Source organism: Pseudomonas sp. GW821-FHT11D10 (assembly GCF_058808435.1).
In genome coordinates, this window is the sequence record NZ_JBXARR010000003.1 from 118,800 (window position 1) to 144,182 (window position 25,383).

The 25,383-nt window shown below is 60.8% G+C and carries 28 protein-coding genes; all 28 read right to left on the minus strand.

The window, feature by feature from the left end:
• Nucleotides 1–96: 96 nt before the first annotated feature.
• The 28 genes from flhB to AC1RT4_RS10845 all read right to left on the minus strand — a co-directional run bounded on the left by flhB (nt 97) and on the right by AC1RT4_RS10845 (nt 25,313).
• Nucleotides 97–1,236 (minus strand): flagellar biosynthesis protein FlhB, encoded by a 1,140-nt coding sequence (flhB, locus tag AC1RT4_RS10710; protein ID WP_127797305.1) that lies wholly within the window; start codon nt 1,234–1,236, stop codon nt 97–99.
• A 3-nt stretch (nt 1,237–1,239) separates the two neighbouring features.
• Nucleotides 1,240–2,025 carry a flagellar biosynthetic protein FliR gene (gene fliR / locus AC1RT4_RS10715; protein ID WP_102717471.1) on the minus strand — a complete coding sequence of 262 codons (786 nt, stop codon included), beginning with the start codon at nt 2,023–2,025 and terminating at the stop codon, nt 1,240–1,242.
• Between the two features lie 3 nt (nt 2,026–2,028).
• A complete protein-coding gene (gene fliQ, locus AC1RT4_RS10720; protein WP_007951951.1) occupies nt 2,029–2,298 on the minus strand; it encodes a flagellar biosynthesis protein FliQ in 270 nt (89 codons plus the stop codon).
• On the minus strand, nt 2,295–3,053 hold the full coding sequence (gene fliP / locus AC1RT4_RS10725; RefSeq protein WP_007951950.1) for a flagellar type III secretion system pore protein FliP: 759 nt from the start codon (nt 3,051–3,053) through the stop codon (nt 2,295–2,297). Before fliP ends, fliQ begins: the two co-directional genes overlap by 4 nt.
• The gene (fliO, locus tag AC1RT4_RS10730; RefSeq protein ID WP_493085331.1) at nt 3,053–3,511 is read right to left on the minus strand and encodes a flagellar biosynthetic protein FliO; all 459 of its coding nucleotides are present in this window, start codon (nt 3,509–3,511) and stop codon (nt 3,053–3,055) included. Before fliO ends, fliP begins: the two co-directional genes overlap by 1 nt.
• Complete coding sequence (fliN, locus tag AC1RT4_RS10735; protein WP_007951948.1) at nt 3,512–3,970, minus strand: flagellar motor switch protein FliN; 459 nt, start codon at nt 3,968–3,970, stop codon at nt 3,512–3,514. It abuts the gene before it with no gap.
• A 57-nt stretch (nt 3,971–4,027) separates the two neighbouring features.
• Nucleotides 4,028–4,996, minus strand: a complete 969-nt coding sequence (gene fliM / locus AC1RT4_RS10740; protein WP_003222890.1) for a flagellar motor switch protein FliM — start codon at nt 4,994–4,996, stop codon at nt 4,028–4,030.
• 9 nt (nt 4,997–5,005) lie between these two features.
• A complete protein-coding gene (gene fliL, locus AC1RT4_RS10745; RefSeq protein WP_085666707.1) occupies nt 5,006–5,509 on the minus strand; it encodes a flagellar basal body-associated protein FliL in 504 nt (167 codons plus the stop codon).
• A gap of 145 nt (nt 5,510–5,654) precedes the next feature.
• On the minus strand, nt 5,655–7,016 hold the full coding sequence (locus tag AC1RT4_RS10750) for a flagellar hook-length control protein FliK (protein ID WP_493085332.1): 1,362 nt from the start codon (nt 7,014–7,016) through the stop codon (nt 5,655–5,657).
• Nucleotides 7,017–7,121: 105 nt separating this feature from the next.
• Nucleotides 7,122–7,469, minus strand: coding sequence for an Hpt domain-containing protein (locus AC1RT4_RS10755; RefSeq protein WP_493085333.1), 348 nt, complete (start codon nt 7,467–7,469; stop codon nt 7,122–7,124).
• A gap of 30 nt (nt 7,470–7,499) precedes the next feature.
• A complete protein-coding gene (locus AC1RT4_RS10760) occupies nt 7,500–9,203 on the minus strand; it encodes an ATP-binding SpoIIE family protein phosphatase (protein WP_493085334.1) in 1,704 nt (567 codons plus the stop codon).
• Between the two features lie 5 nt (nt 9,204–9,208).
• Nucleotides 9,209–9,508 (minus strand): STAS domain-containing protein, encoded by a 300-nt coding sequence (locus AC1RT4_RS10765; protein ID WP_011333053.1) that lies wholly within the window; start codon nt 9,506–9,508, stop codon nt 9,209–9,211.
• 101 nt (nt 9,509–9,609) lie between these two features.
• Complete coding sequence (fliJ, locus tag AC1RT4_RS10770) at nt 9,610–10,059, minus strand: flagellar export protein FliJ (protein WP_493085335.1); 450 nt, start codon at nt 10,057–10,059, stop codon at nt 9,610–9,612.
• A 6-nt stretch (nt 10,060–10,065) separates the two neighbouring features.
• Nucleotides 10,066–11,424 carry a flagellar protein export ATPase FliI gene (gene fliI, locus AC1RT4_RS10775; protein WP_493085336.1) on the minus strand — a complete coding sequence of 453 codons (1,359 nt, stop codon included), beginning with the start codon at nt 11,422–11,424 and terminating at the stop codon, nt 10,066–10,068.
• Entirely contained in the window at nt 11,414–12,220 is an 807-nt protein-coding gene (fliH, locus tag AC1RT4_RS10780; RefSeq protein WP_493085337.1) for a flagellar assembly protein FliH, read from the minus strand. The genes fliI and fliH overlap by 11 nt, the downstream gene beginning before the upstream one ends.
• Before the next feature lie 4 nt (nt 12,221–12,224).
• A complete protein-coding gene (gene fliG, locus AC1RT4_RS10785) occupies nt 12,225–13,244 on the minus strand; it encodes a flagellar motor switch protein FliG (protein ID WP_007958288.1) in 1,020 nt (339 codons plus the stop codon).
• Nucleotides 13,237–15,024: a flagellar basal-body MS-ring/collar protein FliF gene (gene fliF, locus AC1RT4_RS10790; RefSeq protein ID WP_493085338.1), complete on the minus strand. Its 1,788-nt coding sequence runs from the start codon at nt 15,022–15,024 to the stop codon at nt 13,237–13,239. Before fliF ends, fliG begins: the two co-directional genes overlap by 8 nt.
• 15 nt (nt 15,025–15,039) lie before the next feature.
• Entirely contained in the window at nt 15,040–15,369 is a 330-nt protein-coding gene (fliE, locus tag AC1RT4_RS10795) for a flagellar hook-basal body complex protein FliE (RefSeq protein WP_007958292.1), read from the minus strand.
• Nucleotides 15,370–15,497: 128 nt separating this feature from the next.
• On the minus strand, nt 15,498–16,889 hold the full coding sequence (locus tag AC1RT4_RS10800; protein WP_007958294.1) for a sigma-54-dependent transcriptional regulator: 1,392 nt from the start codon (nt 16,887–16,889) through the stop codon (nt 15,498–15,500).
• Between the two features lie 5 nt (nt 16,890–16,894).
• Nucleotides 16,895–18,106: a sensor histidine kinase gene (locus AC1RT4_RS10805; protein WP_493085339.1), complete on the minus strand. Its 1,212-nt coding sequence runs from the start codon at nt 18,104–18,106 to the stop codon at nt 16,895–16,897.
• 110 nt (nt 18,107–18,216) lie between these two features.
• Entirely contained in the window at nt 18,217–19,692 is a 1,476-nt protein-coding gene (locus tag AC1RT4_RS10810; RefSeq protein ID WP_493085340.1) for a sigma-54 dependent transcriptional regulator, read from the minus strand.
• A 172-nt stretch (nt 19,693–19,864) separates the two neighbouring features.
• Nucleotides 19,865–20,161, minus strand: coding sequence for a flagellar protein FliT (gene fliT, locus AC1RT4_RS10815; RefSeq protein ID WP_011333045.1), 297 nt, complete (start codon nt 20,159–20,161; stop codon nt 19,865–19,867).
• Between the two features lie 10 nt (nt 20,162–20,171).
• A complete protein-coding gene (gene fliS, locus AC1RT4_RS10820; protein WP_493085341.1) occupies nt 20,172–20,570 on the minus strand; it encodes a flagellar export chaperone FliS in 399 nt (132 codons plus the stop codon).
• A 129-nt stretch (nt 20,571–20,699) separates the two neighbouring features.
• Nucleotides 20,700–22,154, minus strand: a complete 1,455-nt coding sequence (gene fliD / locus AC1RT4_RS10825; protein WP_493085690.1) for a flagellar filament capping protein FliD — start codon at nt 22,152–22,154, stop codon at nt 20,700–20,702.
• An 80-nt stretch (nt 22,155–22,234) separates the two neighbouring features.
• Nucleotides 22,235–22,591 (minus strand): flagellar protein FlaG, encoded by a 357-nt coding sequence (locus tag AC1RT4_RS10830; RefSeq protein ID WP_493085342.1) that lies wholly within the window; start codon nt 22,589–22,591, stop codon nt 22,235–22,237.
• Between the two features lie 71 nt (nt 22,592–22,662).
• Nucleotides 22,663–23,514, minus strand: coding sequence for a flagellin domain-containing protein (locus tag AC1RT4_RS10835; RefSeq protein WP_011333041.1), 852 nt, complete (start codon nt 23,512–23,514; stop codon nt 22,663–22,665).
• A gap of 243 nt (nt 23,515–23,757) precedes the next feature.
• Nucleotides 23,758–24,024 carry a hypothetical protein gene (locus AC1RT4_RS10840; protein ID WP_493085343.1) on the minus strand — a complete coding sequence of 89 codons (267 nt, stop codon included), beginning with the start codon at nt 24,022–24,024 and terminating at the stop codon, nt 23,758–23,760.
• Complete coding sequence (locus AC1RT4_RS10845) at nt 24,021–25,313, minus strand: motility associated factor glycosyltransferase family protein (RefSeq protein WP_493085344.1); 1,293 nt, start codon at nt 25,311–25,313, stop codon at nt 24,021–24,023. The genes AC1RT4_RS10840 and AC1RT4_RS10845 overlap by 4 nt, the downstream gene beginning before the upstream one ends.
• Nucleotides 25,314–25,383 lie beyond the last annotated feature (70 nt).

Below are 25,383 nucleotides of genomic sequence, written 5' to 3' on the forward strand. Positions count from 1 at the left end.
TGACGCCTTCGCGGCCTCACAAGAACCACAGATCATCGGGCGAAAAAAACCGCCATCAGGTTCAACCGGATGGCGGTTTTTTTTGCTTCATCACGATCAGGAATCGCGCCGCAGATCCGGCGGAATCGGCAGGTCGTCCTTGAGCGGTTCCGGGAACTTGCCCTTGCCCGCGCGGTGCTGGCGGATCTGGTAGACGTAGGCCAGTACCTGAGCGACCGCCAGGTACAGACCGCCGGGAATTTCTTCTTCCAACTCGGTGGAGTAATAGATCGAACGCGCCAGTGCTGGCGATTCGAGCAGCATGACGTTGTTGGCCACGGCGATTTCGCGGATCTTCAGCGCCAGGAAGTCGCTGCCCTTGGCCAGCAGCATCGGCGCCCCGCCCTTCTCCGCGTCGTACTTGAGCGCCACGGCGTAGTGGGTCGGGTTGGTGATGACCACGTCGGCATCCGGAATCGCCGCCATCATCCGGCGCTGCGACATCTCGCGCTGAACCTGGCGAATCCGTTGTTTGACCTCCGGCCGACCTTCCTGGTCCTTGTGCTCGTCGCGCACTTCCTGCTTGGTCATCTTGAGCTTCTTGATGCTCTCCCAGATCTGCACGGGCACGTCGACGGCGGCGATGATGATCAACCCGCACGCCAGCCACAGAGAACTCCAGCCCACCAGTTGCAAGCTGTGAATGATCGCCCGGTCCAGCGGCTCGTGGGCGATGCGCAACAGGTCGTCAATGTCCGAATTGAGCACCACCAGCGCCACACCCAGCGTGATGAGAAACTTGGCCAGCGCCTTGAGCAGCTCGACCACGGCCTTCATCGAGAACATCCGCTTGAGGCCTGCCGCCGGGTTCATCCGGCTGAACTTGGGCGCCAGCGAACCGGCGGCGAACAACCAGCCACCCAGCGCGATCGGTCCGAGGAAAGCCGCCAGCAACAGGGTGATCATGATCGGCTGAATCGCCAGCAATGCCTGCAACCCGGAACTCATCAGGAACGTCGCCATGGAGCGCTCGTCCATGATCACTTCCCGCGACAGCGTGAAGTTCTGGCGCATCAGGTCCATCAAATCCTGCGCCAGCATCCCGCCAAAAATCAGCAGTGCAGCAGAGCCGGCGAGCATGATCGCCAGGGTGTTGAGCTCCTTGGAGCGCGCAATCTCACCCTTTTCCCGGGAGTCCTTTTTGCGTTTCTCCGTGGGGTCTTCTGTTTTGTCCTGACCGCTCTCGCTCTCAGCCATGACTCAGCGCGCCTTTGCCAGTTCGCGTAAAAACTGCAAGGCCTCGGTGGCCAGCGGTTGATACTGATTGAGAATGTCCGCCAGCCCGACCCAGACAATGAACAGGCCGAGTACGAGAGTCAGCGGAAAGCCGATGGAGAAAATGTTGAGCTGCGGCGCGGCCCGGGTCATCACGCCAAAGGCGATGTTGACCACCAGCAGCGCGGTGACCGCCGGCAGCACCAGCAACAAGGCGGCGCCCAGCACCCAGCCGAGTTTGCCGGCCAGTTCCCAGTAATGCGTGGTCATCAGCCCGCCGCCGACCGGCAGCGTGGTGAAGCTTTCGGTGAGCACTTCGAAGACCACCAGGTGCCCGTTCATCGACAGGAACAGCAAGGTCACCAGCATCGTGAAGAACTGCCCGATCACCGCCACCGACACGCCGTTGGTAGGGTCGATCATCGACGCGAAGCCCATGCCCATCTGGATCGCGACGATCTGCCCCGCCACCACAAAGGCCTGAAAGAACAATTGCAGAGAGAAACCCAGCACCGCACCAACGAGAATCTGCTCGGCAATCAGCAGCAGACCGCTGAGGTCCAGAGGACTGACGGCCGGCATCGGCGGCAAATTGGGCGTGATCACAACAGTGATCGCGAAGGCGAAGTACAGACGGATCCGCCGGGGCACCAGCGTGGTTCCGAAGACCGGCATCACCATCAACATCGAGGCGACGCGAAACATCGGCAGCATGAACGACGCCACCCAGGTGCTGATCTGGGTATCGGTCAACTGAAGCAGCGATTGCATGGCTTAGCCGATGACCATCGGAATGTTTTTGTACAACTGCGTGATGTATTCCATGAACGTCTGCACCAGCCACGGGCCGGCGACGATCAGCGTGACCAGCATCACCAGCAGACGCGGCAGGAAGCTCAGGGTCTGTTCGTTGATCTGGGTGGCAGCCTGGAACATCGACACCAGCAGGCCCACCAACAGACTCGGCACCACCAGGATCGCCACCATCATGGTGGTCAGCCACAGGGCTTCGCGAAAGATGTCGACCGCTACTTCTGGCGTCATGGCGATACACCTCCGAAACTGCTGGCCAGGGTGCCGATGATCAGCGCCCAGCCATCCACCAGCACGAACAGCATGATTTTGAACGGCAGCGAAATGATCAGCGGCGACAGCATCATCATACCCATCGCCATCAGCACGCTCGCGACCACCAGGTCGATGATCAGGAACGGGATGAAGATCATGAAGCCGATCTGGAACGCGGTCTTCAGCTCAGACGTCACGAATGCCGGCACCAGAATCGTCAGCGGCGCCTGATCCGGCGTCGCGATGTCGGTGCGCTTGGACAGGCGCATGAACAGCTCCAGATCGCTGGAGCGGGTCTGGGCGAGCATGAAGTCCTTGATCGGCACCTGAGCCTTTTCCACCGCCTGCTGAGCCGTCAACTTTTCCGCGAGGTACGGCTGCAAGGCATCGTTGTTCACGCGATCGAACACTGGCGCCATGATGAACAGCGTCAGGAACAGCGCCATGCCGGTGAGGATCTGGTTCGACGGGGTCTGCTGCAGGCCCAGGGCCTGACGCAGGATCGAGAAAACGATGATGATCCGGGTGAAACTGGTCATCAGGATGACGGCGGCCGGAATGAAGCTCAGCGCCGTCATGATCAGCAGGATCTGCAGGCTGACCGAATACTCCTGCGCGCCCTCGGCGTTGGTGCCCAGGGTGATCGCCGGGATCGACAACGGATCGGCGGCGAATGCCAGCGGCGCGGCCAACATCAAGGCCAGGGTCAAGACGATGCGCAACGCACCCATTACTTCTTATCCTTCTGATCCTTGCCGAGGATCTTCAACAGATGCTGGGCAAATTCCGGAGTCGCTTTGTCGGCGGTGCTCGGCACCTCGACCGGCTCTTTGAGCACGTGCAACGCAGTGATGGTTCCAGGGCTGAGACCGAGCAGGATCTGCTCGTTGCCGACCTGCACCAGCATCAGACGGTCACGCGGCCCGAGCGCGCGGGAGCCGATCAGCTCGATCACCTGGCCCTTGCCGGCGGGACCTGCCTGCTGCACCCGGCGCAACAGCCAGGCGAGAAAGAAGATCAGGCCCAGCACCAGCAACAAACCCAGCACCAGTTGCGTCAGCTGACCCGCCACGCCGCTGTTGACGGCCGGCGCAGCCGCCGCTGCCGTGGTCGCCACTGGCTCGGCCGCCAGCACGCTGAACGGCAACGCCAGTGTCAGACCGAACAAAGCCCCCAGAACCTTTTTCACTCAGCGCAGCTTCTTGATGCGTTCGCTCGGGCTGATCACGTCGGTCAGACGGATGCCGAACTTTTCGTTGACCACAACCACTTCGCCGTGGGCGATCAGAGTGCCGTTGACCAGCACGTCCAGCGGCTCGCCGGCCAGACGATCGAGCTCGATCACCGAACCCTGGTTGAGTTGCAGCAGGTTGCGGATGTTGATGTCGGTGCTGCCCACTTCCATCGAGATCGACACCGGAATGTCGAGAATCACGTCCAGGTTCGGACCGTCGAGGGTCACCGGATCGTTGTTCTTCGGCACGCTGCCGAACTCTTCCATCGGCAGACGGTTGGAGCTCGAAGCACCCGCATCGGCGGCCAGCAGCGCGTCGATGTCGGCCTGCCCGGCTTCACCGGTTTCTTCCAGGGCGGCAGCCCATTCATCGGCCAGTGCCTGATCGTCCTGGGTGTTCATATCGTCGTTCATCATTTGTCCTCGGCGGGCAAAAAACCGGTAAAAGAATCAGGGAGTGAGGGCGCCGCTTCAGCGGCGCTCGATCGGCTCGATAACCTGCAACGCGAGGTTGCCTTTGTGCGAGCCCATCTTGACCTTGAAGGCCGGCACGCCGTTGGCGCGCATGATCATGTCTTCCGGCATCTCCACCGGAATCACATCACCCGGCTGCATGTGCAGGATGTCGCGCAGTTTCAACTGGCGGCGAGCCACGGTGGCACCGATCGGCACGTCGACATCCAGCACGTCCTGGCGCAGGGCGTTGACCCAGCGCTCGTCCTGGTCGTCGAGGTCCGACTGGAAACCGGCGTCGAGCATTTCGCGCACCGGCTCGATCATCGAGTACGGCATGGTCACGTGCAGATCGCCGCCACCGCCGTCGAGTTCGATGTGGAACGTGGAGACCACGATCGCTTCGCTCGGGCCGACGATGTTGGCCATGGCCGGGTTCACTTCCGAGTTGATGTACTCGAAGTTGACTTCCATGATCGCCTGCCAGGCTTCCTTCAAATCGACGAACGCCTGCTCCAGCACCATGCGCACCACGCGCAGTTCGGTCGGGGTGAATTCGCGCCCTTCGATCTTGGCGTGACGGCCGTCGCCGCCGAAGAAGTTGTCCACCAGTTTGAACACCAGTTTGGCGTCGAGGATGAACAGCGCGGTGCCGCGCAGGGGTTTGATCTTGACCAGGTTGAGGCTGGTCGGCACGTACAGCGAGTGCACGTATTCGCCGAACTTCATCACCTGTACGCCACCGACGGCAACGTCCGCCGAGCGGCGCAGCATGTTGAACATACTGATGCGGGTGTAGCGGGCAAAACGCTCGTTGATCATTTCCAGAGTCGGCATGCGTCCACGGACGATGCGATCCTGGCTGGTCAGGTCGTAGCTTTTGACACTGCCGGGTTCGGCAGCGTTATCGGTCTGTACCAGACCATCGTCGACGCCATGCAACAGCGCGTCGATTTCATCCTGGGACAGCAGATCCTGCACGGCCATGTCGTGTTCCTACTGCAGTACGAAATTAGTGAAAAGCAACTGTTCGATCACCACTTTGCCCAGCTCCTTCTGCGCCACTTCCTGGACGCTGGCTGTGGCCTTCTGGCGCAACATCTCTTGACCGACCGGCGTCGCCAAAGTGGCGAAATCCTGACCGGAGAAGAGCATCACCAGGTTGTTGCGGATCACCGGCATGTGCACTTTGAGCGCTTCCAGATCCGCCTGATTGCGCGCCAGCATGGTGATGCTCACCTGCATGTAGCGTTGACGGCCGTTCTGGTTGTAGTTGGCCACGAAGGCCGGCGCCATCGGCTCGAAAATCGCCGGTTGCTTGCCGACCGGGGCCGCTTCGGCCGCCGCCTCGGGCTTGCTCTGGGCACTGTGCATGAAGAACCAGGTCGCCCCCACGGACGTGCCGATGGCCAGCAACAGACCCAGCACGATCATGATGATCAGCTTGAGTTTGCCTTTGGTTGCGGGGTCTTTTACTGCTGCAGCTTCGCTCTTCGCCATGCCAATAATCCGTCACTAATCGGGTTTTCACAGTCGCACGGCAAGGCAAGAGCAAGTGTTATGCCAGAAGTGTCGGAGGGAAATGGTGAGCGGTGGCAAAACGGACGAGGGAGCGGACAGGGCCGCTCCCTCGGGGGAGGATGAATCAGGCGTAGTAGTCGACGGCGCTGGAGCCGATCACGTGAGTCGCCGTTGTTGCCGCTTCAGCGACGGCTGCCGGCGTCAACTCTTCTTCAGCCGAATCCAGGCGACCGCCGGCAGCGCTGGTACGACCGCCCTGCCCCTGCTGTGCCTGTTCCTGGCCTTGACCCTGCCAGCCACGGTTCTGGTCGGACACGTTGACGTCGACCTGCCCCATGCCTTGCTGGTTGAACATGTCGCGCAAGCGGTGCATCTGACCGTCGAGGGCTTCACGCACGCTCGGATGCGCGCTCATGAAGGTCACCTGGGTCTGCTGGTCCGGGACCATGTTCACCCGGATATCCAGACGCCCGAGCTCGGCTGGCTGCAATTGGATGTCAGCCGCCTTCAGGTTGTTGCTCGACAGGTACATGACCCGGTTGACCACTTCTTCGGTCCAGCCGTTCTGGTGCATGGCAATCGGCTGGTTCACCGGCACCGCGTTGGCGGTTTTCGGCGTGGCAGCCTGGGTCAGCGCCGCCAGACGGTTAGCGAAATCATCCACGCGGGTGTCGCTGGTGGCGGTCTTCAGGTCTTTCAGGCCGTCATCGATCAGACCGCTGAACGCCTTCTCACCGCCCTGACTGGTGCTGTCCTTGTCAGCCTGCACATCAAGCATGCTGGCCATGCCGGCAGCGAAGTTCTGCGCCGAGGTCAATTCGCCGTCAGCCTGAGCCTGGGCCGGGGTGGCCTTGGGCTGGGACTGGCTGGAAGCGGAAATGTGACCACTCTGCTCCATGGCCATGCGCACGGCAGGCAGCGAATCCAGTGGATCCGCCTCGGGGTCGAAAGCCGGGTCAGTGGCCGGCGCCGGATCCTTGACCATACCCGGCAATGCCGCCACGGCAGGTTGATCGGTTTCCGGTTTTGCGGCGGTATCGACGACAGGGGTGGCTGCTACCGGCGCGGTAACGACAGGCTCTACCGCCGCCACCAGTGCCGGGTCCACCGGCGCCGTTTCCGCAACAGGGGCCGGCGCGGTGTCGGCCGTGTCGTCATCCGTGGCGGTCTTGTCGTCCGTTGCTGCCGTCGCCGGTTTGTCGGCGGGCAAGGCTTTGCCGCTATCGGCAACCGCCGGCTCCGGGGCGGCAGACTGATCCTTGCCCACGTCTTTCTTGCCGCTGTTGTCGGCCACCTTGTCACGAGCAGGCTTGACCGAATTATCGACGGTCACCGAGGGCTTGTTCGAGCCTTGATCGGCGAACACCTGAGCGAAGCTGGAGGCCTTGTCCCCGGGCTCTGCGGCCACTGCCGATGATTTGGCTGAGGCAGCTTGCGCCTTGGCCTGGGCGGCGGTCTGAAGAAGAATGTTGGGGCTTGCAGGCATGGCACGGTCTCCGCTGCACTGGGATCGTAGGTACAGTTGGGATAGATGACTGCAAGTGCCGGGCCAGTTTCGCCAGAAATCCGGCAAAACCGCCCGGCGGCAGGATCAGTGCGTCAGCGAGCGCTGCCGCTCGGCGACATAAACGGGCCGCACATTGGCGAATTCGCTATGGATGTCGGCGACCAGCTTGATGATTTCAGAAGGGCTTTTGTCTTTGGCATGCTGCTCCAACTCCTGGCACAGCACGGCAAGACGGGTCGCACCCATGTTGCTGCTGCTGCCCTTGAAGCTGTGCGCAACGGAAGACAATGCGTCGGCATCGGCGGTCTGCTGCAACTCGCGCAGGCGATTTTCGGAATCGGCGAGGAAGGTATCCAGCAATTCCGGATAGCTGTCTTCCATCACTTCCCGCAGCGCGCTTAGCGCCTCGTGGTCCACATGTGTATCAGCCACTTGTTCACTCCCTGATCAAGAATGCGCGGATTATGCCAGAGCCTCCCAGAAAAACTCCACGCGAGCAGTTCGACCATCGTCTGACCAGCTGGCATTACGCGCCAATTGGCGGATCAGGCTGACTCCACGCCCCGACAGACGGACACCGTCGAGCGGCCGCTCCATCACGCGCGAGACATCAAATCCCCGGCCGCTGTCTTCGACCCGCACCACCAGACAACCGCCCTCGCCTTCCGGCCGCACCTGCAAATGCACGCGCACGTAACCGTCCTGCAGAGCCTCGAGGCGTGCATTGCGCTGCTCGTAATAACGGGCGAAACCCGACGCATCGCGCTTGAGGCTTGAATCCAGACCCAGCACGCCATGCTCCAGCGCGTTGGAATAAAGCTCGACCAGCACGCTGTACAGTGCGCCACTCTGCGCCCGCAATCCATGCACCTCAAGCAGCAACTGCAACAGATAAGGCAACGGATTGAAGCGTTTGAGCGTGGCACCGCGAAATTCGAAGCTCACCGACCAGTCCAGCGGACAGGACTGGCCACTGTCGGAATACACCGGCGCCGACGGATTGACCTGCGCCATCTCCAGCAGGCTGACCTCGACCATGCTCACATCGTCCCGGGCCTCACCGCGAAAGTCCTGTAACGCCTGCTCGATTTCCTCGAACAGCCGATCCGGCTGGCGATTGGCGGCGAACACCTTGTGCAAGCGCTCGACACCGAACAACTGATCATTGGCATCGCAGGTGTCGATGACCCCGTCCGAGAGCAGGAACACGCGATCGCCCACCGCCATCGAGTGAACCTCGGTGCGGTCATCGAAGGTCTGCGGACTGAGCACTCCCAGCGGCAAATGCCGAGCCGCCAGCGGCTTGCGCTCCCCGGTGGCGAGGCAATGCAGATAACCGTCGGGCATGCCGCCGTTCCAGACTTCCACCGAGCGCCGCTGGAAACTCAGGCACAACAGCGTCGCGCAACAGAACATGTCCACCGGCAGGATGCGCTTGAGCTTGGCGTTCATTTCCCGCAGGGTTTCGGCCAGACCGTAACCCTTGGCGGTCATGCCATAGAACACCTCGGCCAGCGGCATGGCGCCGACCGCCGCCGGCAGACCGTGACCGGTGAAGTCACCGAGCAACACATGCATGTCGCCGGCCGGGGTGTACGCGGCCAGCAGCAAGTCGCCATTGAACAGCGCGTAGGGCGATTGCAGGTAACGGATGTTCGGCGCGCTCAGGCAGCCGGAATGCGCGACCTTGTCGAATACGGCCTTGGCGACCCGCTGCTCGTTGAGAAGATAGTCATGATGTTTGGCGATCAGATCGCGCTGCTGAAGGACGGTGGCTTGCAAACGGCGCAAGCGATCCATCGCCTTGATTTTGGCGGACAGGATCACCTGGTTGTAGGGCTTCGCCAGAAAGTCGTCACCACCGGCTTCAAGGCAGCGAGCCAGGGCTTCACTTTCCGTCAGCGAGGTGAGGAAGATGATCGGCACCAGGTTTTCACCCGCCAGCTTCTTGATCTGGCGTGCGGCTTCGAACCCGTCCATCACCGGCATCATGGCATCCATCAATACCAGATGCGGTTTTTGCCGGATAAATGCCTCGACCGCCTCCGCCCCGTGGGTGGCCGTCAGCACTTCATGCCCCTGACGACGGACGATGGTCGACAACAACAGCCGGTCAGCGGCGCTGTCTTCGGCGATCAGGATCGTCAGCGGCTCTAGCGCCTGCATGACCGTCAACTGATGTCGAACAGTTTGTCGAAGTTGGAGATGGCGAGGATTTTCTTCACGTCGGAACTGCTGTTGACCACGCGGATTTCCGAATCGTCGCCACCGACATGATCACGCAGCAGAAGCAACATGCCGAGCGCCGAACTGTCGAGATAGGTCGCCTCCTTGAGGTCGACAATCACCGATTCGGGCTGCTCTTTTTCGTAGGATTGGCGAAATTCCTGATGCTTGGCGAAATCGAATCGCCCCTTGACCGAAATCGTCAGCTTTTTCTTGTCCGCAGAGACTTCTGTAACGACTGACATGTACTGGCTTCCTTGTCATTGACGAACGTGTACAAGGTTTAGCACTTGGAGGAGCCATGGGCAAGGCGCGATGGCGTCGGGATCTGTGCGAGATCTGCCCGTCAAAACGCCTCGTGGCGCGGCAAACGCTGGGACAACTCGTCCAGCAGCTTCTGTTCGCGCTTGTCTTCGGCGCGCTGCGCTTCATCCAGATAACGTTGTACAAGCTTGCGCAGACCTTCGACCCGGGCGAATGCCTGCTGCCAGGCATCGCGAGCCTTGTCCAGGTTGTTCTGGTGCCACTGCAGGCTCTGGCGCTGTTGATCGACAGCGGTGTCGAGCTGCGCCAGGAAGCCCTGAAAACCCAGCAGCCATTGCCCGGTCACGCCGGTGCTGCCGCGCACGATCCACTGCTGCGAGTAATCCAGGCGAAAGGCGTTGAGGTCGGCGAGCTTGCTCTCGGCCACTTTCACCTGACCCTGAAAGTAGCCCAGGCGCTGCACGGCGGTTTTCTCGGCCTTCTCGGCCATGTCCACCACCGGCGCCAGACGCGCGGCTCGACTCTGGGCCATGACCGGTTACCCGCCGGCCGCCGGGGCGAAAATCGTTTCGAGGTACGCCTCGCTTTCACCCAGGCTGATGTTGTCGTTGAGGCCCTGACGCAGGTATCTGACCAATTGCGGTTGCAGATTGATGGCAAGGTCAGTCTCGCGGTCACCGCCCGCGACATAGGCGCCGACGCTGATCAGGTCGCGGCTCTGTTGATATCGCGACCACAGCTGCTTGAAGTATTGCGCACGCTGCATGTGCTCCGGCGACACCACCGCCGGCATCACCCGACTGATCGAGGCTTCGATATCGATGGCCGGGTAATGCCCTTCTTCGGCCAGGCGCCGCGACAGCACGATGTGGCCGTCGAGCACACCCCGCGCGGAGTCGGCGATCGGATCCTGCTGGTCATCACCCTCGGACAATACGGTGTAGAAGGCAGTGATCGAGCCACCACCCTTCTCCGCATTACCGGCGCGCTCCACCAGTTTCGGCAGTTTGGCGAATACCGACGGCGGATAACCCTTGGTCGCCGGCGGCTCGCCGATGGCCAGGGCGATTTCCCGCTGGGCCTGGGCGAAACGGGTCAGCGAATCCATCAGCAACAGAACGTTCTTGCCCTTGTCGCGGAAATACTCGGCGATCCGCGTGCAGTACATCGCCGCGCGCAGACGCATCAAGGGTGCATCGTCCGCAGGCGACGCCACTACCACGGAACGCTTGAGGCCTTCTTCACCGAGGATGTGCTCGATGAATTCCTTAACTTCTCGACCCCGCTCACCGATCAGGCCGACGACGATGATGTCGGCCTCGGTGAAGCGGGTCATCATGCCCAGCAACACCGATTTACCGACACCGGTACCGGCGAACAGACCCAGACGCTGACCGCGACCGACCGTCAACAAACCGTTGATGCAACGGATGCCGACGTCCAGCGGTTCGCTGATCGGGTCACGGTTGAGCGGGTTGATCGTCGGGCCGTCCATCGGTACCCAGTCTTCAGCCTTCATGCCGCCCTTGCCGTCCAGCGCGCGTCCGGCGCCGTCCAGCACGCGACCAAGCATGCTCATGCCCATCGGCAAACGACCGGTGTCGGCCAGCGGCACGACGCGGGCGCCCGGGGCAATGCCGGCCACGCTGCCGACCGGCATCAGGAACACCTTGCTGCCGGAGAAACCCATGACTTCGGCTTCAACCTGGGACGGGTGATAGGTGTCGTCGTTGATCACCATGCAGCGGGTGCCCATGGCGGCGCGCAAGCCTTCGGCTTCGAGCGTCAGGCCGACCATGCGCAGCAGGCGCCCTTCGAGGATCGGCGCGCCGGCGATTTCGGTGGCCTCGGCGTAGGTGCTCAGGCGCTTGGCGAAACTGGTGCGTTCAAGGCGCATCGGGGGCGTCCGCGAGCGGCTCTTCTGCGACCGGTGCCGGTTTTGGCGACTCCGGCAGGTCCAGGCTCAGGTCCGGTGCGGCCGGGTGCAGGGCCTGTTCGTGCAACTGGTCGAACAGTTTGGCCATGACCTGGCTGACGCGGGTTTCGATGCTGGCGTCGATCCGGCTGTGGTCGGTCTCGACCCGGCAACCGCCCGGCAGCAGGGCTTCGTCTTCGACGATGCGCCAGGTTTCCTCATGACGTTCGCGCAGGGCTTTGACCTGTTCGAAATCCTGCGGATTGACGTACAGCCGCACATTGCCCACGCCCAGCGGCAACAGCTTGAGGGCGTCGCGCATGACGTGTTCGATCTGCGTCGAGTCGATGGCCAGCTCGCGCTGAATCACCTGTTTGGCGATGTGCTGCACGAGGTCGACCAGCGACTTTTCGATCTGGGTGTCTTGCTCGGCGATGGGCTCGAACAGGTGACCCATCAGTTGCTCAAGGCTGTTGACCTTGGCCGTCAGGACCACTTCGGCTTCCTGGCGCACCTTGAGGGTGGCGCTGTGAAAGCCTTCCTTTTCGCCGATGGCGAAGCCCTCGTTGTAGGCCTCCTGACGGATGCTTTCGAGTTCTTCCAGAGTCAGTGGCTGGACTTCCTCCAGCGGCACCTCTTCCATTTCCGGCGGTTCAGGCTCCGGTTCCGGCTCGGGCTCAGGTTTCGGCGGGTCGAAGCTGGGCAACGCCCAGGATTCGAAACCACGGACGTCCCGGGCACGGATCAGGTCCGTCACATCGTCGTCATGCTTGTCCATGGGCTTAGATCATTTCCTCGCCGCCCTTGCCACCGAGCACGATTTCTCCGGCTTCGGCCATACGGCGGGCGATGGTGAGGATTTCCTTCTGCGCGGTCTCCACGTCGCTGACGCGCACCGGGCCCTTGGCCTCGAGGTCGTCGCGCAGCAGTTCGGCGGCACGCTTGGACATGTTCTTGAAGATCTTCTCCTTGACGCCTTCGTCCGAACCCTTGAGGGCCAGCACCAGCACGTCGGAAGAGACTTCGCGCAACAGCGCCTGGATCCCGCGGTCGTCGACATCGGCCAGGTTGTTGAACACGAACATGAGGTCTTCGATCTGACCGGACAGGTCTTCGTCGACTTCGCGGATCGAGTCCATGAGCTGGCCTTCGATCGAGCTGTCGAGGAAGTTCATGATGTCCGCCGCCCGCTTGATACCACCCAGGGTAGTGCGCGAGGCGTTCGAGTTGCCGGAGAACTGCTTCTCGAGAATCTGGTTCAATTCTTTCAGCGCGGCCGGCTGCACGGTGTTCAACGACGAGACGCGCAGGATGATGTCCAGACGCACCTTGTGGTCGAAGTTGCCCAGCACTTCACCGGCTTGATCCGGATCGAGGTACGCCACCACGATCGCCTGGATCTGCGGGTGCTCGTAACGGATCACGTCGGCAACGGCGCGCGGCTCCATCCATTTCAGGCTGTCGAGGCCACTGGTGTTGCCGCCCAGCAGAATGCGATCGATCAGGCCGTTGGCCTTGTCTTCACCCAGGGCCTGGGTGAGCATTTTGCGCACGTAGTCGTCGGAGCCGACGCCCAGGCTGGTCTGATCGCCGACGATGTCGACGAACTCACTCATGACCTGCTCGACCTGCTCACGGTGGACGTTGCCCATCTGGGCCATGGCCACGCCGACTCGCTGGACCTCTTTGGGGCCCATGTGGCGCAGCACTTGTGCGGCATCGGTCGAACCCAGGGACAGCAGCAGAATCGCGGCTTTATCGACCCGGGACAGTTTGGCGACGGCGGCTCGGTTATCACTCATCTGCGTTAATCCACTCTTTCACGACCTGGGCCACACGACCCGGGTCTTCTGCCACCAGACTCTTGATTGCGTTCAACTGAGCGTCATAACCCTCGCTCGGGCTCGGCAGCAGAATGCTGGTCGGGCCACCGAGGCTGACGCGATCGTTGGACAGTTCACCGTCCAGACCGCCCATGCCACCGAGTTCCATGTCGCCGCCCAGACCGGCCAGCTCCTTGCTTTTGCCGCCACCGGTGATGTTGTTGAGCACCGGACGCAGCACGCCGAACACCAGCACCAGGATGAACAGCACACCCAGCACTTGTTTGACGATGTCCCAGAACCATGGCTGGGAGTAGAACGGAATGTCGGCGATCACTTCGCCGCGCTCGGCGGAGAACGGCATGTTGATCACGCTGACGCTGTCGCCACGGCTGGCGTCGAAGCCGACGGCGTCCTGTACCAGACGGGTGAAGCGCGCCAATTCGTCGGCGCTCCACGGCGCGCGAGTCGTTTCGCCGTTGGCCGGGTTGATCTTGACCTGATCGTCCACCACCACCGACACCGACAGGCGATTCAGGCGACCCTGCTGCTGTTTGGTGTGGCTGATGGAACGGTCGAGCTCGAAGTTCTTGGTGGATTGTTGACGCTTGTCCGCCGGGTACGGCGCGAGCATCGGCTGGCCGGTGGCCGGGTCCATGATCTGCTGACCGTTGGCGTCAACCAGTGGCTGACCAGGCTGCACCATGCTCGCCGGGGCGGCTGCGCCACCGGTGGTCTGCGGCGCCGTAGCCGGCGACGGTGGCTGGTTGCTCAGGGCACCCGGCACACCTTGCGGGCCATTGCTGGCGGTGCGTTGTTCGTTGACCGACTGTTCGCTGCGCAGGGCCGGTTGATCCGGGTTGAACTGCTCGGCGGTCGATTCGACGGCACTGAAATCGACGTCGGCCGAGACTTCAGCCTTGTAACGATCGTTGCCCAGTACCGGTTGCAGAATGTTGTGCACGCGCTGGGTGAGCATGCTTTCCATGCGGCGGCTGTAGTCGAACTGCTTGCCGGCCATGGTCATTTCGGAGTTTTCCGCCTGATCCGACAGCAGGTTGCCCTTCTGGTCGACGACGGTGATCTGCGATTTGCTCAGCTCAGGAACGGAGGTCGCCACCAGATTGATGATGGCAACGACCTGGCCTGGCTCCAGCGAACGACCGGAGTACAACTCGACCAGTACCGAAGCGCTTGGTTTGCGTTCGTCACGCACGAACACCGAGCTTTTCGGGATGGCCAGGTGAACGCGCGCACCCTTGACGTTGTTCAGGCTGGAAATGGTGCGGGCCAGTTCGCCTTCGAGGCCGCGACGATAACGGGTCGCTTCCATGAACTGGCTGGTGCCCAGACCCTGTTCCTTGTCGAGGATTTCAAAACCGATGTTGCCGTCGCTGGGAGTGACACCAGCGGCCGCGAGCTTGAGCCGCGCACGGGACAGGTCATCGGCCTTGACCAGCAAGGCGCCGGAATTCGGTTCGACGGTGTAGGGAATGTCGGCGGAGGCCAGGGTATCCATGACCTGTTTGGCGTCCATGCCGGCAAGGCTGCCGTACAGAGGCCGGTAGTCCGGTTGCTGCGACCACAGCACCACGGCAAAGCCAATCGCCACGCTCGCGGCCAGGCCGACCAACAGGCCCACCTGACGCAGCACGGTCATCTCGGAGAGGTTTTCCAGGAAGGACAGGCCGAACAGCGGCGGTTTGCCGTCTATCGGGGTGGCCTTGGCCGGAACGTTATCGGCGACTGCTTCTGCCATGACTCAATCTCGTCCTTAAACCGGCATCTGCATGATGTCTTGATAAGCCTGAACCAGCTTGTTGCGCACCTGGGTCAGAGCCTGGAACGACACGCTGGCTTTTTGCGAGGCAATCATCACGTCCGTCAGATCGACGCCGCTCTTGCCGATTTCAAATGCGTTGGCCAACTGAGTCGACGCCTGCTGGGTATCACTGACTTTGTTGATGGCCTGACCGAGCATGTCGGAAAAGCTGCTGCCTGCCACTTCAGGGGCAGCAGCGATCGATTTCGGCTTCGACATGGCGTCCATTTGCATGGCCTTCATGTCCATCATCAACCGATTAAATTCAATACCTTGGCTCATGGTCTACTCTCTTGGGCGGCCCGCAATTTTTTGACACTCACTCGGCGGGTACTCAGGTGTTAGCAACAACGGTGCCAGCTCATGGGCACCGCTTTCAGAAAAGCCGTTTCAAACGTTTGCGCCACCCGTCAGGTCGCGAACAGATAGCCTTCGACATCCATGCCCGCATCGCGCATTTGCGCCAGTTTGTAACGCAGGGTGCGCGGGCTGATGCCGAGTTTTTCGGCGGCTTCCTTGCGGCGACCACGCTCGGTACGCAGGGTGTCGATGATCATCTGGAACTCGCGGCGACGCAGGTCATCGCCCAGCGCACCGGCCGAATCCGCCTCGATCTCGACTTCACGAATGACCGGCGCAACCGGCACCACCGCCGGCAATGGCGCAAACAGCGCAGGCCCGGAGAGACAGAAATCCTGCGGCTGGATCAACCCGCCCTGCTGCAGAATCAAAGCGCGCTGAACCGCGTTATCCAGCTCGCGCACGTTGCCCGGCCACGGATAACCGATCAGGCACGCTTGCGCCTCGGGCGAGAACTTCGCCATCGCGTGCTTCATTTTATTGACGTGTTTGGCCAACAGACGCTCGGCCAGCGGCAGGATATCGGCGGTGCGCTCGCGCAACGGACGCCAGGCCAGCGGAAATACCGACAGACGATAATAGAGGTCTTCACGGAACCGCCCCGCCGCCACTTCACCGGCCAGATCACGGTTGGTGGTCGCGACCACGCGGATATCAAGGGTGATCGGCTTGCGGGCGCCGACCCGCTCCACTTCCCGCTCCTGCAACACCCGCAACAGCTTGGCTTGCAGGCCGAGGGGCATTTCGGAAATTTCATCGAGCAGAATGGTGCCGCCGTCCGCCTGTTCGAACTTGCCGGCCTGGGCCGCGATGGCGCCGGTGAACGAGCCCTTTTCGTGACCGAACAGGGTGGCTTCGAGCATGTTGTCCGGGATCGCCGCACAGTTGATCGCAATGAACGGCTGACTGGCACGATGGGATTGCTGGTGGATGTAGCGCGCCAGCACTTCCTTGCCGGTGCCGGACTCGCCGGAAATCAGCACGGTGGAATCGCTGCGTGCGACCCGCGCCGCCAGATCCAGCAACTGCGCACTGGCCGGCTCCACCGCGACCGGCCCTTCGGCGTCACTGGCGCCAAGGCTGCCCAAGGCGTGGCGCGCCACCAGATCCAGCAGAGCCTTGGGCTCGAACGGCTTGACCAGATAATCCGCCGCGCCCTGGCGCATCGCATCGACCGCGCGCTCGACCGCGCCATGGGCAGTCATCAGCAGCACCGGCAATTGCGGTTGCCGCGCGCGCAGCAGGCCGAGCAGTTGATGGCCGTCCATGCCCGGCATGTTGACGTCGCTGACCACCAGACTGAACGCTTCGCGCTCGACGGCGTTCAGCGCCTCTTCGGCCGAACCCACCGCGTGATAATCGTGACCGGCCAGCAACAGCGTATCGGCCAGCGCTTCGCGCAACGAGCGGTCATCCTCGACCAGCAGAACCTTGATGCCCATGACCTTCACTCAGCTCCCTGTACAGCAGAAAACAACGGCAGGATGACCTGCGCGCACGTACCGCGCCCGACCCGCGAACGCAGCTGCAATTCTCCCTGATGCGCACGTGCCACGGCCTTGACCACGGTCAGGCCCAGGCCGGTCCCGGTGACTTTGGTGGTGAAAAACGGCTCGCCCAGCCGCGCCAGCACCGCCGCATCAATCCCGCTGCCACTGTCACTGACACACAAACGCAGAGTGTTTTCGCGGGTATAGCAATGCACCTTCAGACGCACCTCGCCGGTACTCGCCTGAATGGCGTTTTCAATCAGATTGAGCAGCGCCCCGACCAGCGTGTCGCGATTGCACAGCAACTCGCCGGCATGGCTGTCGCACTGCCAGCGGATCGGCAGATCCTGCACATGAGTCAGCGCCGCGGCCTGCAACGACTGCATCAAGGCATTCGGTGTGACACGGTCGGTCAGTGGCAGCTCGCCGCGAGCGAACACCAGCATGTCGCGCACCTGATGCTCCAGCTCGTGCAGACGCTCCTTGAGGCGCCCGGCAAAACGCTGCTGGGTGGCGACCGGCAATTCCTGCTCGGTCAAATGACTGGCGTACAGCAAGGCGGCGGACAATGGCGTGCGGATCTGATGAGCGAGCGAAGCGACCATCCGCCCCAGGGACGACAGTCGCTCGTGGCGCGCCAGTTGATCCTGCAAGTGACGGGTTTCAGTCAGGTCGTTGAGCAGCACCAACTGCCCAGGCTCGGCATCCAGCGAGCGGGTGGCAATCGACAGGCGTCGACCGTTTTTCAAGGAAATTTCGTGGCCGTCGTCTTCACGGGGCGCGAAGCAACGGGCAATGACATGACGCCACAGTTCGCCTTCCAGTGGCAGGCCGAGCAATTCGATGGCGGCAGGATTGGCCTCGCACACAATGCCGTGACCGTCGATGACGATCACGCCACCGGGCAACAGATCGAGGAGGTTTTGCAGGCGGTTGGCCAGGCGTTCTTTTTCCGCCAGTTCCTGCATGCGCTGGGCACTGACTACGGCCAGCTCGCCCTTGAGCTCGGTGACCCGCGCTTCGAGCATGCTGTAGGAGTCGGTCAACTGGCTGGACATCTGGTTGAACAGGGCGAATGCCTGCTCAAGCCCCTGGCGGCTCGCCTGCTCTACGGACGGCAGTTGCCCCGAGGACTCGGGAACAGAAGACATCTGGGAGGCTTGGGGCATTGTGCTCTCTCGCTTGGCTGACCGTCAGTTAAACGGAACGTTGCGAGGGATGTAGCAATACCCGTGCCTAAAAAAAACCGCTTATAAATGAAGCAGTTGAAAAACAGGCGTCAATCATCCGCCTGTTCATCACCTTCACGACGGCTCATGCCGTACTTGCGCATCTTCTCCACCAGCGTGGTGCGGCGAATGCGCAGGCGTTCGGCGGCGCGGGCCACGATGCCATTGGCGTCGTCCAGCGCCTGCTGGATCAGCCCCTGCTCCAGACCACCGAGGTAGTCCTTCAGGTCGAGACCTTCCGGCGGCAGCATGGCGTTGGCGGTGAAGTCCGGCGTATGGCCGTTGATCGCCACGCGCTCTTCCAGATCGCTGCGCAGGCTGTCGACCATTTGCTCGTCTTCGTCGTCGACGTAGCGGAATTTCTTCGGCAACTCGACCACGCCGATCACCCCGTACGGATGCATGATCGCCATGCGCTCCACCAGGTTGGCCAGCTCGCGGACGTTGCCCGGCCAGCCGTGGCGGCACAGGGACATGATCGCGGCGGAGTTGAAGCGGATCGAACCGCGCTTCTCGTGCTCCATGCGCGAGATCAGCTCGTTCATCAGCAGCGGAATGTCTTCGACGCGCTCACGCAGCGGCGCCATCTCGATCGGGAACACGTTCAGGCGATAGTAGAGGTCTTCGCGGAAGGTGCCGATCTCGATCATGCTTTCGAGATTCTTGTGGGTCGCGGCGATGATGCGCACGTCGACGCTCTGGGTCTTGTTGCTGCCCACGCGCTCGAAGGTGCGCTCCTGCAGCACGCGCAGCAGCTTGACCTGCATCGGCAGCGGCATATCGCCAATTTCGTCGAGGAACAGCGTACCGCCGTTGGCCAGCTCGAAACGGCCGGCACGGCTGGTGATCGCGCCGGTGAAGGCACCCTTCTCGTGGCCGAACAGTTCGCTTTCCAGCAACTCGGCCGGGATCGCCCCGCAGTTGACCGGTACGAACGGCGCGTCGCGACGCTTGGAATGGTAATGCAGGTTGCGCGCAACCACTTCCTTGCCGGTCCCGGACTCGCCGAGGATCAACACGCTGGCGTCGGTGTCGGCCACTTGCTGCATCATCTGACGCACGTGCTGAATCGCACGGCTGGTGCCGACGAGGCTGCGGAACAGGTTGGGTTCGCGATGACGGCCGCGCTCGCGGGCCTGATCGTACATCTCGCGATAGACCTGGGCACGGTGCAGGGAATCCAGAAGTTTGCTGTAGCTCGGCGGCATTTCGAGGGTCGAAAGTACCCGGCGGCGCTGGTCTTCAGGCAGGTCCACCGAAGAATTATCGCCCATCAGCAAAACCGGAAGGAACTCATCCCAGGTCGAGAGTGTCTTTAACAGGCCCAAAAGCGAACCAGGAGCATTGACCGTCCCGATCAGTACGCAAATGACCTCACGACTAGACGACAAAGAGCCGACTGCCTGCTGCCAGTCATGGCTTCCGCAGGGTAAATTTTCTTCGCCAAGAAAATTTAAGATCACCGCCAGGTCGCGGCGGCGGACGCTATCGTCATCGATCAGCAGAATTTTGGTTTCACGCCACATGCAATAGCAACTTCCCTAGTCAACTCAATGCCCAAAATGAGGGGCAAGCGAGACGCTTGCAGGACACCTTGTGCCTGTAGACGCCTGAAATCTGAAAACAGCCACTAGTTAAGTCAAAAAACCGTGCACAGTCAAATTTATGGCGCACATGTCTGGATTAACTGAGGGTTAATTAACCAAACAGATGGTAAACCTTTGCCGCGTTCTGCGCTTGGGTGATCTGCGACATCTCGTCGACTATCGCCTGACGCTCACCCATCGCCACTTCAAGAAGCTGCTTGTAGACATGCAGCAACTCCTCAAGATTATCGCGCAACGCCACTTCATCAAGCGAAGCCTCACTCAAGACATCTTCCATGCAGGAACGGCAATCGAGATCCAATTGACCGATGGCTTCCCAGTTGCGCTCGGCCAGGGCACCGACCAGCGCTACTCGGGTTTCTTCGATTCGCTGCAATACAAGACTCATGATGATCCCCTCAGAACTGCGGAGCAGGCGCAGGCGCGATTGCGTCCCAGCCTTCCTTGACAGTGCTCAGCAAGCCGGCGACCTCATCAAGGATGCGTGGATCGCTGTCGATGTTCGCCTCGGCGAGACGCTTCATCATGTAGATATAAAGACCGTCCAGATCAGCCAGCGTATCGGCGGACTTTTCCAGATCCAGACCTTCACGCAAGCCGCTGACGATGCCGATAGCCTTGCTGATCGCCGTGCACTTGCCGGCAATGTCCTTGCGCTCGATGGCACCCTTTGCCTGAGCGATACGGTCCAGACCACCTTCCATCAGCATTTGCACCAGACGGTGGGGACTCGCTTCGGACGTCTGGGCCTGAGCGCCGACTTTCTGGTATTGCCGAAGGGCCAACATCGGATTCATGTTCTACCTCATTTGCAACTATGACTCGTATGAGCAGTGTATCGCCCGCAAGCCAGAAAACTTTAGACCAAAAGACAAAAACCCGGCACACGCTCGAAAGCGTAGCCGGGTTTTTGTCGCTCTTGCATGTTACTTCGCGGATTGCTGCGCGTTGAGCGAGGCGAAGAACGACGTGATATTGCTCGCCGTCGCTTTCATTTGCCCCACCAGCAAGTCCATGGCGTTGTACTTGGCAGTCAACGTCTTGGTCAGGTTGGCCACACGCAGATCCAGCGCCAGCTGCTGGGAAGTAATATTGCGGGTGTTGTTGTTCAGGATCGTCATGCGCTGATCAAGCAGACCGTTGGTCGTCTTGCCGTCAGCCGATGGCTTGAGATACGGATCCACCGCCTTTTTCATCCGCGCCAGCAGACCGTTATTGTCGTCAGTGCCGGTGAACATCTTCTGAACTTGACCGGTCATGCCCGGCGTGGCCATCGCCTTGTTGAACGCCGTCGTGTCGAGGGTCAGGTTGCCGGTGAGCCGGTCGGTCATAACGCCCATTTGCGACAGGTATTTCAACGTATCGCCTGCGCCGCCCTCAGTCAGCTGAGCACGGATATCGGCAATCAGAGAACGCGGCAGGGAGTCACCAGTGAAGGCCGCCTGAACGGTCAGCTTGCCATCTTCGTCCGGCGTCGCCTTGGACAAGGTATCGATGGTGCTCTTCAAGGTGTTGAAGGCGTCGACGAAGGCCTGAACCGACGTCTGCAAGCCTTTGGTGTTGGTGTCGACAGTGACCGTGACTGGCGTACCCGGCGTAGCAGGGACCGTCAGCAGGTTCATCGTCAAACCGCTGATGGCTCCGGTTACCGTGTTGCTTTTGCTGCTCACCGAAAGACCGTCGATGGTCAGCTGTGCATCCTGTGCAAGACCATTGACGGAACCGGCCGCGCCAGGCGCCGGAGTCGCACCCAACTGCTGGGTACCGTCAATTTCCAGACCGGCAATGCCACTGACACTCAGGTCAGTACCCGCACCCGTTTTGCTGGAGCTGATCACCAGGCGCGAAGCACCAGTGCTGTCAGTCACGATGTTGGCAGAAATACCATTGACGCCCTGAGCCGTGTTGATTGCGTCACGAGTGCTCTGCAAGGTCGCGTTGGCCGGGATCGTGACATTGTAATCAGTGCCATTCTGACTGATTTTCAGGGTACCACTCGGAATGGCACTGGCCGCACCGCCGGCGAAGGATGCACTGGCTACTTTCGAGCCGGTGGCCAGCTTATTCACAACAACACTGTAAGTACCGGAAACGGCGGTGTTATCCGAAGTCACACCCAAAACCGCAGGCGTGCCCGAAGTCGCGGTATAACCGGCAAACGCAGGACTGGTCTTGCTGCCCAGGTTGGTCATCGTCGTCTGAAATGCGGTCAGCGCACTCTTCAACGAGCCAATACCGGAAATCTTCAGCGTGTTGGTTTTTGTCGCGTTATCGATCTGCGTCTGCTTCGGCGACTTGTCGGCGTTGACCAGCGCAGTAACGATTGCACCGATGTCCAGGCCGGAACCCAGGCCCGAACCCGGTAAAATTGGACTTGCCATGTGCATCTCCCTTGGGTTGTTGCCAGTCTTTTGACCACTACCTGCGTCTAAAGAACTTCAAACACTATTCATGCCAGCTATCAGACTTTGGCGTCGAACAACACGTGACTCGCGTTGGCAAGGCTGTCTGCCAGCTTGAGCGCTTCTGCGGAAGGGATCTGTCGTACGACCTCGCCCGTCTCGCTCGCGATCACCTTGACGATGACCTTTCCGGAATGCTCGTCGATCGAGAACTCCAGATTGCGCTTGATCGACTGAACGAACTTCTCGATCTCCTGCACCGCCAACTTCAGCTTGGTTTCATCTGTTTCCTGGCTCTTTTTCGAGGCAGGAACAGCTTCAACGGTCTGAGGCTTGGTTTCCGACGGTTTGTCGGTAACGGTATTGGCTGGCTTGGGAGCCGGATAAGACACGTTAAGCTTGACGCTCATGTCCATGCTCATCACCTCATAACGTAAAAAGCGAGAGAGCACGCAAGCGCACTCCCCCGCCAAAACTCATTCCGAAATTACTGAAGCAGCTTCAGTACAGCGGAAGGCAGTTGGTTGGCTTGAGCCAGAACAGAGGTCGAAGCCTGTTGCAGGGTTTGCTGCTTGGTCAGGTTAGCAGTCTCTGCGGCGAAGTCGGTATCTTGTACGCGACCTTGTGCAGCAGTGGTGTTCTCGGTGATGTTCTGCAGGTTGGAGATGGTGCTGGTCAGACGGTTTTGCGAAGCACCCAGAGCAGCGCGGGTGGCGTTGATGTTCGCAATTGCAGCGTCGATTGCAGTGATCGCGTTGTCGATGTTCGAAGCGGCGGCTGCGGAAGTAGCACCGGTCAGAACAACAGTACCGCTACCTACCGACAGGCTTGCAGCGTCGAACTTGCCGCTCAGTACCAGGTCGATGTGGTTGGCGGAGCCAGTGTTGGCGCCAACTTGCAGAGTTACAGTACCAGCCGAACCGTCCAGCAGGTTTTTGCCGTTCAGGTTGGTAGCAGCCGAGATACGGGTGATTTCGTCAGACATCTGAGCGAATTCAGCGTTGGTTGCGGTCTGGTCAGCAGTGCCGTTGGTACCGTTACGAGCTTTAACAGCCAGTTCACGCATACGCTGCAGGATGTCGGTCGAAGCTTGCAGAGCGCCTTCAGCGGTCTGAGCAACGGAGATACCGTCGTTGGCGTTCTGGATCGCCTGAGTGTTACCACGGATCTGCGAGGACATACGGGTAGCGATCTGCAGGCCAGCGGCGTCGTCTTTAGCGCTGTTGATTTTCAGGCCGGAAGACAGGCGCTGCATCGAAGTCGACAGAGCGTCGGAAGCGCGGTTCAGGTTTTTCTGAACGTTCAACGACGTGGTGTTGGTGTTTACTGTTAAAGCCATGACGAATTCCTCGTTGGTTGGGTACTGCGGCTTCCGGCCCTGGCAACCGCCGGGTATGGCCTAGAGAACCTTCGTAATAGTTATCGTCGGGTTTGCAGGTTGCTTGAGGGCTTTTTTGAAAAAATTTGCCATCAACCTGCCACCCCCTAGAAAACAAAGACTTAGCAGCACTTTACCTTCGAAAAAATGACGTCATAAAACCGTCCGTGGCGCAAACCTGCGGGCCAGCGCCTTCGACCTGCTTCAGGCGGGCGGTTCCTCCAGTAATTGAATCAACTCGTACTCCATGAAATCGGCAAGTCCCAACCAGTCCTGACGCTCCTGGCACTCGAGCATTTGCGTGAGCAACTGCGCCCAGACCTGCTGCGCCTGCGTGCCCGCCGACAGCAATGACTGCTGAGCGCCCTCGAACACATCGACCATGGTCAACGCGGCCTCGACATCACGCCCCAGGCGGAACAGCCCGGCGCACTGGTGGCATTCATCTACCCAGCCTTGCAGCGCAGTCATTGCACAAACTCCTGATCGAACGCTGTACCGGCAATCTGCGCGCCCGCGCGGCTACTGTTGAAAAACGCCACCTGCGGCTGACTGGCGATGTATCGCTCAAGCACGCACAGATAACCGCGAAAATTGAGCTGGGTACTGACGCGCTGGCCATACCCGTCTCGTACCCAGTGCCGCGCCTGATTCACCGAAGGCCCCAGATCACCATCATTCCAGCCGGCATGGGTCTTGTTCATCGGGAAGGCAAAATCGACGCCGAACAGGGTGATGCGTGCAGCGCCCATCTTCACCGCCAGGTCCACGGCCGGGTGAATCACGCTGCCGCCCACATGCAACAACGCCCGCGGGTGCTGCTCACGCAATGCCGCATAGACCGGACTGACCGAGTAGCCGCCATAACGCTTGCCCTTCCAGGCCCTCAGCACCTCAGGGTCACTCATGGGCAGATACACCAGCGGAATGCCGTCGGACTCTTCAAAAGGCAGATGCCGGAAGCTGATGCGTTGATCGATGCTCACCACATAGTCGGGCACGATCCCGTGCTCGCGCAGCGGCCGGTACGCGGTATCGACACAAATGAACAACGGACGCTCGGCCCGTCCGCGAATGGCGGCCAGACGCTCGAAATGCTGCTCCAGCGTCGGCCCGGTGCCGATCACATAAATGTCCCGACCGGTGCAGGTGCCGAACAACGTTGCCACATCATCGTCAGCGAGCAATACCGGCAAGCAGTCCTGCAGACGCTGCTGTATGAACGGTGACTGCGGATCGAATTCACGGTTGTTGAAGCTCAGGTGTACTTCGCTGACCAGCCGATCGCGGATCTTCGCGTTGAAGTCATCAGCCAGCAACATCTCGGCAGGCAATGCGAAGAACGGCGTGCAGATGTCGGACAGGTCGCCGGCGTACAACAACTCAACCCGAGAATCCTGCAGCCACTCACGCTGATCGATCAATTGCAGCACCAGCGCGAACAGCGCGCCGTTGAGGATGTGCACATACAGCCGCTCGAGCCCGGTGCGTTCCAGCAGCACCGTGGGCAAATCCCCGAGGCCGGTGCCGTAGACATGCAGTTGCGACTTGTCCGCCGGCAGGCTGGCGGCCTGAATCTGCGCTTCGCGGACACGGTCATGCCGGCTGGTGAGCTGAATGCCGCCAATGCTCAACGTCGAGCCCAGCCCTTGCGTCAGCTCGGCCTCGATCACCGAACCGTCTTCGTTCAGCAATCGTGCGAACAGCGCCGGCCAGCGTCGCTCGATGACCTCAGCATTGGCCTGGAAAAACTCACTCATGGCGCCTCGCGCTCCCGTCAGGCAAAAAAATAGCGTTCAAGGTTAACCCTTGAACGCTATTTTTGTATCC

Excerpts from the sequence above, each read along its gene's own strand:
- AC1RT4_RS10800 (WP_007958294.1), bottom strand. The coding sequence starts at position 16,889 with ATGGGCATCAAGGTTCTGCTGGTCGAGGATGACCGCTCGTTGCGCGAA.
- fliR (WP_102717471.1), bottom strand. The coding sequence starts at position 2,025 with ATGCAATCGCTGCTTCAGTTGACCGATACCCAGATCAGCACCTGGGTG.
- fliG (WP_007958288.1), bottom strand. The coding sequence starts at position 13,244 with ATGAGTGATAACCGAGCCGCCGTCGCCAAACTGTCCCGGGTCGATAAA.
- AC1RT4_RS10760 (WP_493085334.1), bottom strand. The coding sequence starts at position 9,203 with ATGCAGGCGCTAGAGCCGCTGACGATCCTGATCGCCGAAGACAGCGCC.
- AC1RT4_RS10835 (WP_011333041.1), bottom strand. The coding sequence starts at position 23,514 with ATGGCTTTAACAGTAAACACCAACACCACGTCGTTGAACGTTCAGAAA.
- AC1RT4_RS10840 (WP_493085343.1), bottom strand. The coding sequence starts at position 24,024 with ATGACTGCGCTGCAAGGCTGGGTAGATGAATGCCACCAGTGCGCCGGG.
- AC1RT4_RS10765 (WP_011333053.1), bottom strand. The coding sequence starts at position 9,508 with ATGTCAGTCGTTACAGAAGTCTCTGCGGACAAGAAAAAGCTGACGATT.
- fliS (WP_493085341.1), bottom strand. The coding sequence starts at position 20,570 with ATGAATCCGATGTTGGCCCTTCGGCAATACCAGAAAGTCGGCGCTCAG.
- fliN (WP_007951948.1), bottom strand. The coding sequence starts at position 3,970 with ATGAACGACGATATGAACACCCAGGACGATCAGGCACTGGCCGATGAA.
- fliE (WP_007958292.1), bottom strand. The coding sequence starts at position 15,369 with ATGAGCCAAGGTATTGAATTTAATCGGTTGATGATGGACATGAAGGCC.
- fliT (WP_011333045.1), bottom strand. The coding sequence starts at position 20,161 with ATGAGTCTTGTATTGCAGCGAATCGAAGAAACCCGAGTAGCGCTGGTC.
- fliM (WP_003222890.1), bottom strand. The coding sequence starts at position 4,996 with ATGGCCGTGCAGGATCTGCTGTCCCAGGATGAAATCGACGCGCTGTTG.
- fliI (WP_493085336.1), bottom strand. The coding sequence starts at position 11,424 with ATGCGCCTTGAACGCACCAGTTTCGCCAAGCGCCTGAGCACCTACGCC.
- AC1RT4_RS10810 (WP_493085340.1), bottom strand. The coding sequence starts at position 19,692 with ATGTGGCGTGAAACCAAAATTCTGCTGATCGATGACGATAGCGTCCGC.
- fliQ (WP_007951951.1), bottom strand. The coding sequence starts at position 2,298 with ATGACGCCAGAAGTAGCGGTCGACATCTTTCGCGAAGCCCTGTGGCTG.
- fliL (WP_085666707.1), bottom strand. The coding sequence starts at position 5,509 with ATGGCGAAGAGCGAAGCTGCAGCAGTAAAAGACCCCGCAACCAAAGGC.
- fliP (WP_007951950.1), bottom strand. The coding sequence starts at position 3,053 with ATGGGTGCGTTGCGCATCGTCTTGACCCTGGCCTTGATGTTGGCCGCG.
- fliD (WP_493085690.1), bottom strand. The coding sequence starts at position 22,154 with ATGGCAAGTCCAATTTTACCGGGTTCGGGCCTGGGTTCCGGCCTGGAC.
- AC1RT4_RS10830 (WP_493085342.1), bottom strand. The coding sequence starts at position 22,591 with ATGGACATGAGCGTCAAGCTTAACGTGTCTTATCCGGCTCCCAAGCCA.
- fliF (WP_493085338.1), bottom strand. The coding sequence starts at position 15,024 with ATGGCAGAAGCAGTCGCCGATAACGTTCCGGCCAAGGCCACCCCGATA.
- fliJ (WP_493085335.1), bottom strand. The coding sequence starts at position 10,059 with ATGGCCCAGAGTCGAGCCGCGCGTCTGGCGCCGGTGGTGGACATGGCC.
- AC1RT4_RS10845 (WP_493085344.1), bottom strand. The coding sequence starts at position 25,313 with ATGAGTGAGTTTTTCCAGGCCAATGCTGAGGTCATCGAGCGACGCTGG.
- flhB (WP_127797305.1), bottom strand. The coding sequence starts at position 1,236 with ATGGCTGAGAGCGAGAGCGGTCAGGACAAAACAGAAGACCCCACGGAG.
- AC1RT4_RS10750 (WP_493085332.1), bottom strand. The coding sequence starts at position 7,016 with ATGCCTGCAAGCCCCAACATTCTTCTTCAGACCGCCGCCCAGGCCAAG.
- AC1RT4_RS10805 (WP_493085339.1), bottom strand. The coding sequence starts at position 18,106 with ATGCCCCAAGCCTCCCAGATGTCTTCTGTTCCCGAGTCCTCGGGGCAA.
- fliH (WP_493085337.1), bottom strand. The coding sequence starts at position 12,220 with ATGGACAAGCATGACGACGATGTGACGGACCTGATCCGTGCCCGGGAC.